The sequence below is a fragment of the Micromonospora sp. C28ISP2-4 genome (genome assembly GCF_030519385.1).
Classification (GTDB): Bacteria; Actinomycetota; Actinomycetes; order Mycobacteriales; family Micromonosporaceae; genus Micromonospora; species Micromonospora tulbaghiae.
Genome location: NZ_JAUMKG010000004.1, coordinates 312,589 through 327,278 on the forward strand (window position 1 = coordinate 312,589; position 14,690 = coordinate 327,278).

The following is a 14,690-nucleotide window of genomic DNA, read 5'->3' on the forward strand; positions in this document are numbered from 1 at the left end:
GGAGCAAGCTTAGATACATGACGCATCCCAGCCGGATTGCGCCGTCCGCCGCCGAGCGGGCGTACCGGCACCTCAAGCAGGCCATCCTGGAACAGGTCTACCCGGGCGGCCAGCTCGTCAGCGAGGGCGAGATCGCCGAGGCGACGGGCGTGTCCCGGACCCCGGTCCGGGAGGCGCTGCTGCGGCTGGAGAGCGAAGGGCTGGTCAAGCTCTACCCCAAGCGGGGCGCGCTGATCCGGCCGGTGTCGGCCCGGGAGATCGCCGACGTCATCGAGGCCCGCCGCCTGGTCGAGCTGCACGCCGCCGACCGGGTCTGGCCGCGCCGCGCCGAGCTGCGCGCCGACCTGGCCCGCCGGCTGGACGAGATGCGCCGCGCGCACGCCGCCGGTGACATCACCGCTCTGATGGCCGCCGACCGCTCATTCCACGCCGCCGTGGTCGAGGCGGCCGGCAACGAGATCCTGGCCGAGCTGTACCACCGGTTGCGCGACCGGCAGCTGCGCATGGGCGAGGCGAGCTTCCGGCTCTCGCCCGGCTGGGCCGAGGTCGCCCTCACCGAGCACGCCGGCCAGCTCGCCGCGCTCGACGGCGACGACCCGCAGGCGTGGCACGACGCGGTCGCCGCGCACATCGACACCGCCGCGCGGATGCTCGGAACGCTGCGGTGAGCGCGCCCCGCCGGCCCGCAGCCCTGGTGTACGCGGTGGCACTGACCGCGTACCTGACCGCCGTGTTCCACCGCAGCTCGCTCGGCGTCACAGGGGTCGACGCGGCGGACCGCTTCCACATCAACGCCGCCGCGCTCGCCACGTTCTCCGTCGCCCAGCTCGCCGTCTACGCCGTCATGCAGGTCCCGGTCGGGGTGCTGCTGGACCGCTACGGCTCGCGCCGCCTGCTGCTGGCCGGCGGCGCGCTGATGGTGGCCGGGCAGCTCATGTTCGCCGTCGCCGCGGACGTGCCGCTCGCGGTCGCCGCCCGGGTGCTCGTCGGCCTGGGCGACGCGATGACGTTCATCAGCGTGCTGCGCATCGTCGCGTTCTGGTTCCCCGGCCGGCGCAATCCGCTGCTGGTGCAGCTCACCGGCACCGTCGGCCAGCTCGGCGCGGTGCTCGGCGCCGTACCCCTGGTGCTGCTGCTGCACCGCGCGGGCTGGACGCCGGCGTTCCTGACCGCCGCGGCGCTCGGCGCGACTGTGGTGCTGCTGGTCCTCGTCGCGGTCCGCGACACCCCGCACGCCGAGCACGCCACCGCGCTCGCGCCCGACCTGGCCACCGTGCGCCGCCGGCTCGCCGAGGCATGGGCCCAGCCGGGCACCCGGCTGGGCCTGTGGACGCACTTCGTCACCCAGTTCTCCGGCTCGGTGTTCGCACTGCTGTGGGGCTACCCGTTCCTGGTGCAGGGACAGGGTTTCTCGCCCACCGCGGCGGCCGGGCTGCTCACCGTGATGACGATGGTGACGCTCGTGTGCGGGCCGGTGCTCGCGCACCTGTGCGCCCGCTACCCGTTCCACCGTTCGGTGCTGGTCTTCGCCATCACCGCCGCCACCGCCGGGATGTGGGCGGTGGTGCTGGCCTGGCCCGGCCGGGCGCCGCACGCGCTGCTGGTGGCGCTCGTGGTGGTGCTCGCGGTGAACGGCCCCGGCTCGATGATCGGGTTCGACTACGCCCGCTCGTTCAACCCGGTGCACCGCATTGGCAGCGCCACCGGCATCGTCAACGTCGGCGGTTTCGCCGCCTCGATCGTGCTGATCCTGGCCGTCGGCGTGGTGCTCGACCTGGCCACCCCGGCCGGGCACGACGCGCCGCCGCTGTCCGCGTTCCGCTGGGCGTTCGCCGTCCAGTTCCTGCTCTGGGCGCTCGGCGCGGCGCAGGTGCTGCGCTACCGCAACGCCGCCCGTCGCCGGCTCGCCGCCGAGCGGGCCGCCGCCGCGGTCCCGGCGGCGGCCTGAGTACGCAGGCGGCCCGGCGGTTCGCGGGCGTCCGGCCCGGTCCGGTCAGGGCCGGTGCCGGTGCCGTACCAGCGAGTCGAGCACCAGGGTCAGCCCCGCGCCGACCAGCCACACGTCCTTGGCCAGGCCGATGCCCGCCTGGCTCGGCCGCAGGCTGGTGCCCTCGCGCATGCCCGGCGTCTTCAGGTAGAGCTGCACCAGCCCGGCGCCGAACGCGGTGAGCGCGGCGCCGGCGAGCAGCGACGGGACGAACGGGGTGAGCAGCGCCGCGCCGAGCGCGATCTCGCCCCGGGACAGCAGCATGGCGAAACGGTCCGGCGGGATCTGCCGCAGCTGCGGCATCGCGCCGGCCGCCATGCCGTGCACGCCCGCGGCGGCCTCACCCTCCAGGGTCCGCTTGCCCAGCCCCGAGTTCAGGATGTACGCGCCGATGGCGACCCGCAGCGGCGCATGTGACAGCCTCATGATCACTCCCGTCCCACCTGGTAGAACCGGCACACCGGGTACCCCGTCATGACCAGGACAATCCGCCGGGCTTCATTGGTTCGCGGGTCATGATCAGCGGTAGGTTCTGGGTGCAGACGCACGTAACGAAGGAGGCACCGTGAGCCAGGAAGTCCGGGGAGTCGTGTCGCGGCGCAAGGGCGCGCCCGTGGAGGTCACCACCATCGTGGTGCCGGACCCGGGGCCGGGCGAGGCGGTGGTCCGCATCCAGTCGTGCGGCGTCTGCCACACCGACCTGCACTACCGCGAGGGCGGCATCAACGACGACTACCCGTTCCTGCTCGGCCACGAGGCCGCCGGCATCGTGGAGCAGGTGGGCGACGGCGTCACCGACGTGGCGCCCGGCGACTTCGTGGTGCTCAACTGGCGCGCGGTCTGCGGGCAGTGCCGGGCCTGCCGGCGCGGCCGCCCGTGGTACTGCTTCGCCACCCACAACGCGGCGCAGAAGATGACGCTCACCGACGGCACCGAGCTGACGCCCGCGCTCGGTATCGGCGCGTTCGCCGAGAAGACGCTCGTGCACGCCGGGCAGTGCACGAAGGTCGACCCGTCGGCCCGGCCGGCGGCGGTCGGCCTGCTCGGCTGCGGCGTGATGGCCGGCCTCGGCGCGGCCATGAACACCGGCAACGTGACCCGGGGCGACTCGGTAGCGGTGATCGGCTGCGGCGGCGTCGGCGACGCGGCGGTGGCCGGCGCGGCCCTGGCCGGCGCGACCACGATCGTCGCGGTGGACACCGACTCCCGCAAGCTCGACTGGGCGCGCAAGTTCGGCGCCACCCACACCGTGAACGCCTCCGAGAACGACGTGGTGGAGGCGATCCGCGCCGCCACCGGCGGCTTCGGCGCCGACGTGGTGATCGACGCGGTGGGCCGTCCGGAGACCTGGAAGCAGGCGTTCTACGCGCGCGACCTGGCCGGCACCGTCGTGCTGGTGGGCGTGCCCACGCCGGAGATGACAGTCGACCTGCCGCTCGCCGACGTCTTCGGGCGCGGCGGCGCGCTCAAGTCCAGCTGGTACGGCGACTGCCTGCCCAGCCGCGACTTCCCCATGCTGACCGAGCTGTACCGGCAGGGCCGGCTGGACCTGGACGCGTTCGTCACCGAGGAGATCGCGCTCGACCAGGTCGAGGAGGCGTTCACCCGGATGCACCACGGCGACGTGCTGCGCTCGGTGGTGGTCTTCCCGTGACCGCCCGCGTCGACCACGCCGTCACCTCCGGCACGTTCTCGCTCGACGGCCAGACGTTCGACGTGGACAACAACGTCTGGGTGATCGGCGACGACGCCGAGTGCGTCGTCCTCGACGCGCCGCACGACGTGGCGGCCCTCCGCGAGGTGATCGGTGACCGGCGGGTGCTGGCGATCATCGCCACGCACGCCCACGACGACCACGTCCGGGTCGCGCCCGAGCTGGCCCGGGCCACCGGCGCGCCGGTGCTGCTGCACCCGGCCGACCGGGTGCTGTGGGACATGGTGCACCCGGACACGGCGCCGGACGGCGAGCTGACCGACGGGCAGACGTTCACCGTCGGCGGGACCACGCTGCGGGTGCTGCACACGCCCGGCCACAGCCCCGGCGCGTGCAGCCTCTACGCCCCCGACCTGGGCGCGGTCTTCACCGGCGACACGCTGTTCGCCGGTGGGCCGGGCGCGACCGGGCGGTCGTACAGCGACTTCGGCACCATCGTCGAGTCGATCCGTACCCGGCTGTTCACGCTGCCACCGGAGACGGTGGTGCACACCGGGCACGGCGACGACACCACCATCGGGGCCGAGGCGCCGCACCTGGACGAGTGGATCGCCCGGGGCCACTGAGGACCCCGCATCCGCGCGGGCCCGGACCGGACTGCTCCGGCCGGGCCCGCGCGGCGTCTCCCGGGCCGCCCGCGCCCGGCGCCAACGGGCGTCCGTCCGCTGTGGACGGGCGCGGAAACGGTGTGGCCGCGCGCCGCCGGGTCCGGTGATACTCGGGCCCGTGCCCGTCGCCACCCTCACCGACGCCCAGTCCGCCGCGCTGCGCCACGTCCGCGACGTCGCGCTGCGCGACCGCCCGGCGGCGCTCGCCGTCATCGCCGATCACCTCGCCGCGTCCGGCGCCACGTACCGGTACGAGGAGGTGGTCGCCGCGGTGACCGGGTACGGGCGGCTGACGCTCAACTTCCACCCGGACCGGGTGCTGCGGGACGGCCGCACAGTGGTCGAGGCGCTGGACGGGGAGGGCGTCTACCGCAGCCAGTTCGAGACCGGCATCTCCAACGGCGGGCTGACCGCGTACCCGGGCGGCGACCGGGACGTCTGGGAGCGGGCGATGTTCGGCGGGGCGTACCAGCGTCCCGGCGTGCTCCCGGCGGAGCGCCCCAAGTACGGCGGCCTGAACCTGCTCGACCACGCCGACGGCGCGTGCCCCCGGTTCGGGTCCTGCCACCTGCGGCTGCGCCCGGAGGTGCTGGCGCGGGCGACGTTCACCTTCGGTGACAGCCACGTCGAGCCCACCGAGTTCGGCACCGCCGACGTCTTCGAGCCGGTGTTCGCGGCGCTGCTGACCGCCACCGCCGGGACCGGTGTCGCCCTGGGCGTGGCCGGCATGGACACCGGCACGCTGCTGCGGACGCTGTTGCGCCGCCGGGAACGGGAGTCCGGGCGGGTCGGCCGGGCGCTGGACGACTACATCGAGGCGCAGGTGCACGGCGAGATCGACCTCGCCCGCGACGTCGAGGCGCTCGTGGCCGACCCGTCGTTCCGCGGCACGGACGTGGGACGCCGCCTGGAGGGGATCGCCGCGCGGCACGGTCTGGCGCTGCGCTTCCACCCCGGCTTCGTGCTGCCGGTCGACGGCGTGGACGCCGAGTTCCGCGGCCCCGACATCCCGCCGCTGGCCGCACGGGTGGCCGCGGAGTTCGCCCGTCCGGGGGAGCCGCTGGACGCGGCGCTCGTCGGCCGCGCCGCCGCGTCGGTGGTACGCGAGCCGCAGCGCTGGGCCGACCGGGGACCGGCGGCGGTCACGCTTCAGCACCTCAAGCAGCTCTGGCACGTGCTGGTCCGATTCGGCGCCCCGGCCTGATTCCTCCCGGTCTGCGCCTGCGCCGCCCTGCTGCCGCAGTCCGCGGGTGACCTGGATCGCAGCCTCGGCGCTGCCCGGCATTTACGGAATGACCGACACTTCGGGCTCGTTGTGTCCCCCGTACCGCCGGAGCCCAAACACCTACCCGGCGGTAGTCCCTCGAGGGGCGCTCACCCCGGAGCGCGTCGTAACGATCGAAAGGGCAACCATCGTGAAGCAGCACTTCACTCGATGGCTCCCCGCCATCGCGAAGACCGCCGTCGCGAAGACCGCCGCCGTCTCCCGTAACCGCCGCGCCGCGCTGAGCGTGGCGGGGGTGGCCGTACTGGGCGGCCTGGCCGTCGGCCCCGTCGCCGTGGCCGCGCCGGTCACCAGCGGGCCGCACGCGGGCGCCAAGGCCGCGATCGACCTGGCCACCGGCAAGAAGACGTCCACCGAGGCGGTGAAGCCCGGCCAGACCACCGGCCTGGACAAGGTGCCGACCAGGGCAGACCGGCCGGCCAAGGAGAAGCTCGTGCCGCACGGCGTCGAGGGCGCGCAGTCGCGCATCCCGCTCGACGACGCGCAGCTCGACAACGCCAAGGCCATCGTCGAGGCGGCCAAGGAGACGGGCGTGGGGGAGCGGGGCGCCGTGATCGGCGTCGCGACCTCGCTGCAGGAGTCGAAGCTGTACAACCTGGGTCACCTCGGCGCGTACAACGACCACGACTCGGAGGGCCTGTTCCAGCAGCGCCCGTCGTCCGGTTGGGGCACGTCCGAGCAGATCACCGACCCGGAGTACTCCAGCAAGGCGTTCTTCAACGCGCTGAAGAACGTCGGCGGCTGGCATGAGCTGCCGCTGACCACCGCCGCGCAGACGGTCCAGGTGTCCGCCTACCCGTACGCGTACGCGCAGTGGGAGGAGCAGGCGGCGGACATCGTCCAGCAGGTCTGGTGACCCGACGCCCGTAGAGAGCGGCCGGCCCGTCCGGGGCCGGCCGTCTCCCCGTCACGACCGTGCCGCGTTGTCCGGTTCGGCTGTGGCGGGCGGCACTCCACCGGCGGAATCGGTGGCGGGCGGGTGGCGTTGTAACCCGGTGCGCGACCGGAGTGGCGCCGCCGAGCGCCCCGGGGGAACAACCCCGGCCGGCCGGTCGTTGCACACCCGGCACGCCGCGCGCTGCCGGACCCCCGAGATCCCCTTGAGCGCCTGACGGTGCCCACGCATCCACCCCCGGATGCGTCGACCCCCGAACGGAGCCCATCATGAACACGATCCTGCGCAAGAGCATCCTCGGTATCGCCGGCCTGGCCTTCACCGGTGGCGTGTTCGCCGGCCCGGTCGCCGCCCACGCGGCGGACACCGCCAAGCCGGCCGCCGTCGCGGTCCAGGGCGCGAGCCCGCAGGGCGCGCAGTCGCACGTGGACCTGAACGACGAGCAGCTCGCCAACGCCAAGGCGATCATCGCGGCCACCAAGAAGGCCGGCCTGCCCGAGCGTGCCGCGGTCATCTCGATCGCCACCGCGCTCCAGGAGTCGAAGCTGGAGAACCTGGGTCACCTGGGTGACCGCAACGACCACGACTCGCTGGGCCTGTTCCAGCAGCGGCCGTCCAGCGGGTGGGGCACGCCGGAGCAGATCACCGACCCCGAGTACTCGACGCTGGCGTTCCTCAAGGGCCTCAAGCAGGTCGACGGCTGGCAGGACATGCCGCTGACCGAGGCCGCGCAGACCGTGCAGGTCAGCGCCTACCCCGACGCGTACGCGCAGTGGGAGCAGCAGGCCGCCGAGATCGTCGCCCAGCACTGGAACAAGTAAGAGCCACCGAAAGGCCGGCACCCGATCCGGGTGCCGGCCTTTCGTAGTGCCTACCCGCCCTCGGCCGCACCCGGCGGCTGCTCACCACCGTGCTGCTGCCCGCCGATCAGGAGCGGCCCACGGACCGCCGGTGACCGAGCACGATGTCCGCCACGGCGGCGCCGAGCGCCAGCACGACGATCCCGGCGGCGAGCAGCAGTGAGTGGCGGAACGCCGTACTCCAGTCGCCGCGGTCCTCGGCGAGCGTCGAGAAGAACAGCGCGCCCACCGCGGCGATGCCGGCGGCCGACCCGATGCGCTGCCCGGTCTGGAGCATCCCGGCGCCGCTGCCCGCCATCGGCACCGGCACCTCGGACAGCGTGAGCGTCTGGTTCGGCGCGATCACCAGGCCGCTGCCCAGCCCGGCGACGAGCAACGGCAGCGCCGTCCGCAGCGGCACGTTCTCGTGCGGCCCGCCGGCCAGCACCAGGTCGGTCGCGACCAGCCCGGCCACCACTGCGAGCAGCCCGATCGCGACGAGCGGACGGCCGTACCGGGTGACCACCCGGCCGCCGAGCGCGGAGGCAAGCGCGGAACCGAGCGCGAACGGCGTGATGGCCACACCGGCCACGAGCGCGCTGTAGCCGAGGCCCATCTGGAGGTAGAGCGTGAAGATGAAGAAGACCGCGGTGAACCCGGCGAAGTAGATCAGGCCGATCAGGGCGCCCAGCGTGTACGAGCGCACCGTGAACAGCCGCAGGTCGAACAGGGGCTGGGCGCGCCGGGCGTACCGGTGCTCCCAGAGCGCGAACGCGGCGAGCAGCAGCAGGCCGACGGGGATCAGCAGCCACTTGCCCGGGCCCTGCCACTGCTCCCGCTGCACCAGCGGCAGCAGGATCACCGTGACGCCGGCGCCGAGCAGCAGCACGCCGAGCGGGTCGAGCCGATGCCGGTCGGCCTTGCCGGCCGGTCGGGTCGGAATCAGCCGCCAGCCCAGCAGCATCGCCACGATCCCGACCGGGATGTTCACGAAGAACACCCACCGCCAGCCGTGCTCCTCGCCGCCCAGCTGGATGAGCAGCCCGCCGAGCAGCGGACCGACGGCTGTGGAGATGCCGATGGTCGCGCCCAGCAGCCCGAACGCCCGGCCCCGGTCGGCACCCCGGAACAACTCCTGGATCATGCCGCTGACCTGAGGATTCACCACACCGGCGGCGGCACCCTGGACGAGCCGGGCGACGACCAGCCACTCCGGCGAACGGGCCAGCCCGGCCAGCGCGCTGGTCAACGTGAACAGGCCCACCCCGACCACGAACGCGGTACGCCGCCCGCGCGCGTCGCCGAACCGCCCGGCCGGTACGAGCACCAGGCCGAACGTCAGCGCGTACCCGGACAGCACCCACTGCAGGTCACTCGGCGTGGCCTGCAACGCCCGGTCGATCGACGGCACCGCGACGTTGACGATGCTGACGTCCAGCAGCGTCATGAACGCCGCGATCAGGCCGACGCTCAGCGCGCGCCAGCGTCGCCGGTCGTCGTACCCGGTGTCCGGCACCGGCGTCGACGACCGGCCCTCGATCATCGTGCCCCCCACTGACCGTCGATCACCCGACTCCGATCGCTACCCGGTGCCCGGTGGGGCAAACGACCCGGTCACGCCATCTGGCGCGCGCACCACCGTGGCCCGAAGTCCAGGCCGGACATCGGGGAGTCCTCGCGGTGCAGCAGCCCCCGCTCGGTGAGCGAGTGCAGCGGCTCGCGCAGCTCCTCCTCGGTCATCCCGGTCTCCTGGGCGATCAGGTCCGGGTAGGGGACGTGCCCCTGCACCTCCAGCGCGGACACCGCCTGGTAGACCCGTTCCTCGACCGCAGACAGCTGGACCTGAGGCATCGCTTCCCTCCTCGGCGTGGACCGCCCGACCCGCGGACGGCCGGCGACCGGCGGTTACCCGGACGGGCGGCGATGATGCTCACCCGAACGACTGTCGTACCGGGCGGTGCGGCACGGCGGTGCCCTAGGCTGCACCCGTGATCATGGATCTCGTCGTGGTCGGCGGCGGGCCCGCCGGACTCTCCGCCGCGCACGCCGCGGCCCGGGCCGGCGTGCGCACGCTCGTCGTCGAACGGGCCACCCATCCCCGCTACAAGACGTGCGGCGGCGGCCTGATCGGCACGTCGCTGGCCGAGGTCGACGACCGCGTCGAAGTGCCCGCCCACGACCGGGTCGACCGGGTCACGTTCACCCGGGACGGGCGACGCGCGTTCACCCGCCGGCACCCGGCGCCGCTGGTCACCATGATCCGCCGGGAGGAGTTCGACGACCGGCTGCGCGCCGCCGCCGTCGCCGCCGGGGCGCAGGTGCGCGAGGGGGGCGCGGTCCGCGCGATCGAGCAGGACCCCGACGAGGTACGCCTGCGCCTGGCCGGCGGTGAGACGGTACGCGCCCGGGCCGTGATCGGCGCGGACGGCTCGTCCGGGGTGACCGCGCGGCACGTCGGGGTGCGCTTCCGCCAGGTCGACCTCGGGCTGGAACTGGAACTTCCGGTGGACGCCGCCGAGCGGGAGCGGTGGCGCGGCCGGGTGCTGCTCGACTGGGGGCCGTTGCCCGGCTCCTACGCGTGGGTCTTCCCGAAGGGCGACCGTCTGACAGTCGGTGTCATAGCCGCTCGGGGCGACGGCGAGCGGACCCGCGCCTACCTGCGCGACTTCACCGACCGGCTCGGGCTGACCGGGCTGACGCCGGAGCACGACTCCGGCCATCTGACCCGCTGCCGCACCGGGGACTCCCCGCTGCGGCACGGTCGGGTGCTGGTCGCCGGGGACGCCGCCGGGCTGCTGGAACCGTGGAGCCGCGAGGGGATCAGCTACGCGCTGCGCTCCGGCCGGCTGGCCGGGGAGGCGGTGGCCGCCGGTGACCTGGACGCGTACGCCCGGGAGGTCGACCGGCGGCTGACGCCGGAGATGCGCGCCGGGCACCGGCTGCTGGAGGTGTTCGAGCGGCGGCCCGACGTGTTCCACGCGATGCTGGCGAGCCCGCCCGGCTGGCGGATGTTCGTCCGGTTCTGCCAGGGCCGGGCGAGCTTCGCCGAGTTGCTCGACCGGCGGCCGGTACGCGCCGGCCTGGCGCTGCTCGACCGGCTGCCCCCGCTCAGGGGACGATGACCGCCCGCCCCCGCACCTCGCCCCGGCGCAGCGCCTCGTACGCCTGGGGCGCCTCCGCGAGTGGGAACGTCTGCACGTCGGCGTGCAGCCGGCCGGCGCGGGCCAGCGCGATCACCTCGTGCAGTTCCGCCCGGGTGCCCCAGAACGGCACCACCACGCCTGTCTCCAGCGGCACCGGGGGCGGCTCGTCGGCGACCGGCCGCACCGGCAGCGTGCCGCCGGCCAGGCCCACCAGCAGGATCTGACCGCCGGTGGCGACCACCTGCCGGGCGGTGTCGATCGTGGGCTGCGCGCCCACGAAGTCGAGCACCACGTCCGCGCCGTCCGGCGCCGGCCCGACCAGCTCGCGGATCCTCTCCACCGCGTCCGGGCCGGCCTGCACCACCTCGTGGGCGCCCAGCCGGCGGGCCAGGTCCAGCGCAGCCGTGCTGGTGTCCACAGCGATGACCCGTACCGCGGTGGTGGCCAGCAGGATCTGCAAACCCATGTGTCCCAGCCCGCCGATGCCGATCACCACGCAGGAGGTGCCGGGCCGCAGCCGGGGCCGGGCCAGCTCCACCGCGTGGTACGGGGTCAGCCCGGCGTCGGTCAGCGGCGCCGCCTGGGTCAGGTCCATGTCGCCGACCGGCAGCAGCCGGGACGCGGGCACCACCACGTACTCGGCCAGCCCACCGTCGCGGCTGAGCCCGACACCGCCGACCGGGATGACCCGGCAGCGGTTCTCCTCGCCCCGCAGGCAGGCCCGGCACCGGCCGCAGCCGATGATCCCGTAGACAGCGGCCCGATCGCCCGGCGACCAGCCGTCCACCCCGGCGCCGACCGTGTCGACGGTGCCGGCGATCTCGTGCCCGAGCGTCATCGGGATCGGGAACACGCCCGCCGGCGCGTCGAGGATGTGCAGGTCGGAGTGGCAGGCGCCGACCGCGCCGACGCGCAGCAGCACCTCACCGGGGCCGGCCTGCGGCGTGGGCACCTCCGTGTGCTCCAGCACATCGGGTGCGGTCATCCGTACTGCGCGCATCTCGTGTCGCCTCCACCTCGTCGCCGTCGGTCGTCGCGGCGGCTTACCCGTGCCGAAGCGGTTGATGCGGAGGCGGGACGGGCAGGCGCACAATGCGGTCATGAGCGAACCGGCCGAGTCGTTCACCGACGAGGAGTACGCGTTCCTGCGGCACGTCCGCTTCGGCGAACTGCCGGCCCGGGTACGCCCGGAGGAGCGGATCGAGGCCACCGAGACCGAGTTCCCTCCGGACCGGCCGGACCCGGTCGGCGGCGAGTCGGAGTGGCACCTGCGCGCGGGCGGCTGACGGGGCCCGGACACCCGCCCGGACCCCGTCGCGTCACGGTCAGAAGACCGGCACGCCCTCGCGTACCAGCTTCCAGTTGGGCACGAAGAAGTCGGCCGGGTCGATGACGCCCTTGGCCTGCGCCCAGTCGATGAGCAGCTGGCGGATCTCCTGCTGGGCGTTGTAGACCTGGGTCTTCACGATGCCCGGGAAGTTGCCGCCGCCGCTGCGCCGGTAGTTGTTCACCGCCACCACGAACCGGGCGTCCGCCGCGACCGGGGTGTCGGTGCCGGCCAGCACCAGGCGGGTGATCCGCTGGCCGACCGGCCGGGCGATGTCGATGTCGTAGTCGACGCCGGAGAACACGTCGTAGTTGTAGTCCGGCACTGTGGTGTCGTTGATGTTCTCCACGTCGACAGTGGTGCCGACCGGGAAGGTCCTGAAGTACTTCGCCGAGTACTCCAGGTACGCCTTCACCTCGGCGCCGGTCAGCACGACCGCCTCCAGCGTGTTGTCGTACACGTAGAGGCCCGCCACGTCGCGGATCCGCACGTCGCCCTGCGGGAACACCGCGGTACGGCTGAACGGCGCGGCGATGGACAGCACCGGCAGGCCCGCGTACTCCCCGCCCGCCAGGGCCTCGGTGACGACCTCGGTCTGGACGTGGTTGATGAAGTCCAGGATCGGGGTGTCCTTGTACCGCGACTCGGCGGCGGACAGCTCCACGCTCGACTGTGCGACGACCCGGTTGACGTACTCGACGGTCTTCGTGTGCTGGCCGCGCACGGCCGCGAGCACCGCCGGGTCCTCGACCACGGTGTTGGTGTTCAGCGTGGTGGCCGACTTGGCGGTGACCGTCCAGCGGCCCTTCTCCCGGGTCAGCGTGAAGTCCATCCGGGTCAGCCGCTGGCCCCACTTCGACGGCTCGGAGGTGAGGACCCGCTCGCCGGTGGTGAGGTTGGTGACGAACTTCTCCGGCACCTCGTTGTGCGCGTGGCCGAACAGGATCGCGTCGATGCCGGGGACCTGCTCGGCGATCAGCGCGGTCGGGTTCTCGTTCGGCAGTTCCGGGCCGTAGCTGGAGGTGCCGCTGTCGCCGCCGTGGGCGGAGATGACGACCAGGTCGGCGCCGCGGCGGCGCATCTCCGGCACCCACTTCGCGGCGGTGGCGACCATGTCGGCGAAGACGAGGCGGCCCTCGACGTTGCCCTTGTCCCAGATGGCCACGCCGGGGTTGGTCAGGCCGAGGATGCCGACGCGCAGCTTCGGCGCGCCGTGCCCGCCGAGCCGGACCTCCTTGATCACGTACGGCAGGAACGCCGGCTTGCCGGTCTTGGCGTTGAGCGCGTTCGCGGCCAGCGCCGGGAAGCCGAGCTGCTCGATCCAGGTCGCCAGCAGCGGCAGGCCGTAGTTGAACTCGTGGTTGCCGAGCGTCACCGCGTCGTACCTGAGCACGTTCATGGCCCGGGCCATCGGGTGCGTCTCACCGGTGCTGGTGATCGGCTCCTGCTTGGCGTAGTAGGTGGCCAGCGGCGTGCCCTGGATCGTGTCACCGGCGTCGAGGACCAGCGTGGCCCTGCCCTTGCGCTCGGCGCGGATCTGGTTGACCAGCGTGGCGAGCTTCGCGACGCCGACGTCGTTGTGCTTGCTGTCGTCGAACTCCGCGTCGGAGTAGTAGTCCCAGTTGTAGACGTTGCCGTGGGTGTCCGACGTGCCGAGGATCGTCAGGTCCCAGGTCTTCGGCTTCGGCTTCGCCTCGGCGGGCGCGCCGGCCAGCAGAGGAGCGGTCGCGGCGGCGGCCGCGACGGCCAGCACCTGGCGCCGGGAGGCGCCGGAGGAGGAGGTCATGAGGTGCCTTTCCAAATGGGGTACGCGCCTCGTGGGCGCCGTTGCGCACCATAACCACCAGATGTCGCGTGCGCCACAGCGGCCCGAATTGTTTCCCCTCCGGTCACAGGCTGCTGTTTTCGCGCCCGTCACCGGGGTAGGGGCGGATCCATGAGCGAGGACCAGTTCACCCAGCAGCACCCGGCCGAGCAGTACGGACAGAGCGAGGGACAGCCGGCGCAGCAGCAGACGCCGCCCGGCACCGAACAGGAGATGGGGCCGAAGCCCGACCACGGCGAGGAGTCGTACCGGGGCAGCGACCGGCTCACCGGCAAGCGGGCGGTCATCACCGGCGGCGACTCCGGCATCGGCCGGGCCGTGGCGATCGCCTTCGCCCGCGAGGGCGCCGACGTGCTCGTCACCTACCTCGGCGACGAGGAGGCCAAGGACGCGCGCGAGACCGTCGGCCTGATCGAGCAGGCCGGGCGCAAGGGCGTCGCCGTCCAGTGCGACCTGCGCGAGGAGGCGAACTGCCGCGCGCTCGTCGACCAGGCGCTGAGCGACCTCGGCGGCGTCGACATCCTGGTCAACAACGCGGCCTTCCAGATGTCGCAGGACAACGGCCTGCTCGACATCACCACCGAGCAGTTCGACCGGGTCTTCAAGACCAACGTGTACGCCATGTTCTGGCTCTGCAAGTTCGCGGTGCCGCACATGAAGGAAGGCTCGACGATCATCAACACGTCGTCGATCCAGGCGTTCGACCCGTCGCCGCAGCTGCTCGACTACGCCACCACCAAGGCGGCCATCGCCAACTTCACAAAGGCGCTCGCGCAGAACCTGGCCGACCGGGGCATCCGGGTCAACGCGGTCGCGCCCGGCCCGATCTGGACGCCGCTGATCCCGGCCACCATGCCGGAGGAGAAGGTCAAGGAGTTCGGCACCGACACGCCGCTGGGCCGTCCCGGTCAGCCGGCCGAGCTGGCGCCCGCGTACGTCTACTTCGCCTCGCAGGAGTCCAGCTACGTCACCGGCGAGATCCTCGGCGTCACGGGCGGCCGCCCGACGAAGTGAGCCGTCTCGTCCGGTCCGGCTGCTTCACTGGTCCGGTCCGGCCGTCCGGCCGG

At 73.3% G+C, this 14,690-nt stretch carries 15 protein-coding genes; 10 read left to right on the forward strand and 5 right to left on the reverse strand.

The genetic code is table 11. The features are described 5' to 3' along the window. Nucleotides 1-17: 17 nt before the first annotated feature. Entirely contained in the window at nucleotides 18-668 is a 651-nt protein-coding gene (locus tag Q3W68_RS17625; RefSeq protein ID WP_302906475.1) for a GntR family transcriptional regulator, read from the forward strand. Then, nucleotides 665-1,948 carry a nitrate/nitrite transporter gene (locus Q3W68_RS17630; RefSeq protein WP_302906476.1) on the forward strand — a complete coding sequence of 428 codons (1,284 nt, stop codon included), beginning with the start codon at nucleotides 665-667 and terminating at the stop codon, nucleotides 1,946-1,948. Before Q3W68_RS17625 ends, Q3W68_RS17630 begins: the two co-directional genes overlap by 4 nt. Nucleotides 1,949-1,993: 45 nt before the next feature. On the opposite strand, the gene Q3W68_RS17635 is transcribed toward Q3W68_RS17630, so the two are convergent. Then, the gene (locus tag Q3W68_RS17635) at nucleotides 1,994-2,413 is read right to left on the reverse strand and encodes a hypothetical protein (protein ID WP_302906477.1); all 420 of its coding nucleotides are present in this window, start codon (nucleotides 2,411-2,413) and stop codon (nucleotides 1,994-1,996) included. A gap of 139 nt (nucleotides 2,414-2,552) precedes the next feature. On the opposite strand from Q3W68_RS17635, the gene Q3W68_RS17640 reads away from it, so the two are divergent. The 5 genes from Q3W68_RS17640 (at nucleotide 2,553) to Q3W68_RS17660 (ending at nucleotide 7,310) form a co-directional block, all read left to right on the forward strand. Continuing rightward, the gene (locus Q3W68_RS17640; RefSeq protein WP_302906478.1) at nucleotides 2,553-3,641 is read left to right on the forward strand and encodes an S-(hydroxymethyl)mycothiol dehydrogenase; all 1,089 of its coding nucleotides are present in this window, start codon (nucleotides 2,553-2,555) and stop codon (nucleotides 3,639-3,641) included. Further along, nucleotides 3,638-4,267, forward strand: coding sequence for an MBL fold metallo-hydrolase (locus Q3W68_RS17645; protein ID WP_302906479.1), 630 nt, complete (start codon nucleotides 3,638-3,640; stop codon nucleotides 4,265-4,267). The genes Q3W68_RS17640 and Q3W68_RS17645 overlap by 4 nt, the downstream gene beginning before the upstream one ends. Nucleotides 4,268-4,412: 145 nt before the next feature. Next, complete coding sequence (locus Q3W68_RS17650) at nucleotides 4,413-5,513, forward strand: DUF3626 domain-containing protein (RefSeq protein ID WP_368045745.1); 1,101 nt, start codon at nucleotides 4,413-4,415, stop codon at nucleotides 5,511-5,513. A 211-nt stretch (nucleotides 5,514-5,724) separates the two neighbouring features. After that, nucleotides 5,725-6,450 (forward strand): hypothetical protein, encoded by a 726-nt coding sequence (locus Q3W68_RS17655; protein ID WP_191971197.1) that lies wholly within the window; start codon nucleotides 5,725-5,727, stop codon nucleotides 6,448-6,450. A gap of 308 nt (nucleotides 6,451-6,758) precedes the next feature. Continuing rightward, a complete protein-coding gene (locus tag Q3W68_RS17660) occupies nucleotides 6,759-7,310 on the forward strand; it encodes a hypothetical protein (protein ID WP_302906481.1) in 552 nt (183 codons plus the stop codon). A 106-nt stretch (nucleotides 7,311-7,416) separates the two neighbouring features. Here Q3W68_RS17660 and Q3W68_RS17665 read toward each other — a convergent pair whose 3' ends face one another. Further along, nucleotides 7,417-8,871, reverse strand: coding sequence for an MFS transporter (locus Q3W68_RS17665; protein WP_302906482.1), 1,455 nt, complete (start codon nucleotides 8,869-8,871; stop codon nucleotides 7,417-7,419). A gap of 71 nt (nucleotides 8,872-8,942) precedes the next feature. Continuing rightward, a complete protein-coding gene (locus Q3W68_RS17670; protein WP_013286401.1) occupies nucleotides 8,943-9,179 on the reverse strand; it encodes a hypothetical protein in 237 nt (78 codons plus the stop codon). A gap of 143 nt (nucleotides 9,180-9,322) precedes the next feature. Here Q3W68_RS17670 and Q3W68_RS17675 point away from each other — a divergent pair, with 143 nt between their 5' ends. Further along, nucleotides 9,323-10,450, forward strand: coding sequence for a geranylgeranyl reductase family protein (locus Q3W68_RS17675; protein WP_302906704.1), 1,128 nt, complete (start codon nucleotides 9,323-9,325; stop codon nucleotides 10,448-10,450). Here the strand turns inward: Q3W68_RS17675 and Q3W68_RS17680 are convergent. Further along, entirely contained in the window at nucleotides 10,437-11,456 is a 1,020-nt protein-coding gene (locus tag Q3W68_RS17680; RefSeq protein ID WP_302906483.1) for an NAD(P)-dependent alcohol dehydrogenase, read from the reverse strand. The two genes, Q3W68_RS17675 and Q3W68_RS17680, sit on opposite strands and share 14 nt — an antisense overlap. 115 nt (nucleotides 11,457-11,571) lie before the next feature. Between Q3W68_RS17680 and Q3W68_RS17685 the strand changes: the two genes are divergently transcribed. Further along, a complete protein-coding gene (locus Q3W68_RS17685) occupies nucleotides 11,572-11,757 on the forward strand; it encodes a hypothetical protein (protein ID WP_302906484.1) in 186 nt (61 codons plus the stop codon). A gap of 39 nt (nucleotides 11,758-11,796) precedes the next feature. Here Q3W68_RS17685 and Q3W68_RS17690 read toward each other — a convergent pair whose 3' ends face one another. Next, a complete protein-coding gene (locus Q3W68_RS17690; RefSeq protein ID WP_302906485.1) occupies nucleotides 11,797-13,584 on the reverse strand; it encodes a bifunctional UDP-sugar hydrolase/5'-nucleotidase in 1,788 nt (595 codons plus the stop codon). A 150-nt stretch (nucleotides 13,585-13,734) separates the two neighbouring features. Between Q3W68_RS17690 and Q3W68_RS17695 the strand changes: the two genes are divergently transcribed. After that, nucleotides 13,735-14,637: an SDR family oxidoreductase gene (locus tag Q3W68_RS17695; protein ID WP_302906486.1), complete on the forward strand. Its 903-nt coding sequence runs from the start codon at nucleotides 13,735-13,737 to the stop codon at nucleotides 14,635-14,637. Nucleotides 14,638-14,690: the final 53 nt, after the last annotated feature.

What these genes read in the sequence shown, in the direction of transcription:
- Q3W68_RS17625 (WP_302906475.1), top strand. Translation starts at nt 18, where the DNA reads ATGACGCATCCCAGCCGGATTGCGCCGTCCGCCGCCGAGCGGGCGTAC.
- Q3W68_RS17635 (WP_302906477.1), bottom strand. Translation starts at nt 2,413, where the DNA reads ATGAGGCTGTCACATGCGCCGCTGCGGGTCGCCATCGGCGCGTACATC.
- Q3W68_RS17660 (WP_302906481.1), top strand. Translation starts at nt 6,759, where the DNA reads ATGAACACGATCCTGCGCAAGAGCATCCTCGGTATCGCCGGCCTGGCC.
- Q3W68_RS17665 (WP_302906482.1), bottom strand. Translation starts at nt 8,871, where the DNA reads ATGATCGAGGGCCGGTCGTCGACGCCGGTGCCGGACACCGGGTACGAC.
- Q3W68_RS17670 (WP_013286401.1), bottom strand. Translation starts at nt 9,179, where the DNA reads ATGCCTCAGGTCCAGCTGTCTGCGGTCGAGGAACGGGTCTACCAGGCG.
- Q3W68_RS17675 (WP_302906704.1), top strand. Translation starts at nt 9,323, where the DNA reads ATGGATCTCGTCGTGGTCGGCGGCGGGCCCGCCGGACTCTCCGCCGCG.
- Q3W68_RS17680 (WP_302906483.1), bottom strand. Translation starts at nt 11,456, where the DNA reads ATGACCGCACCCGATGTGCTGGAGCACACGGAGGTGCCCACGCCGCAG.
- Q3W68_RS17685 (WP_302906484.1), top strand. Translation starts at nt 11,572, where the DNA reads ATGAGCGAACCGGCCGAGTCGTTCACCGACGAGGAGTACGCGTTCCTG.
- Q3W68_RS17690 (WP_302906485.1), bottom strand. Translation starts at nt 13,584, where the DNA reads ATGACCTCCTCCTCCGGCGCCTCCCGGCGCCAGGTGCTGGCCGTCGCG.
- Q3W68_RS17695 (WP_302906486.1), top strand. Translation starts at nt 13,735, where the DNA reads ATGAGCGAGGACCAGTTCACCCAGCAGCACCCGGCCGAGCAGTACGGA.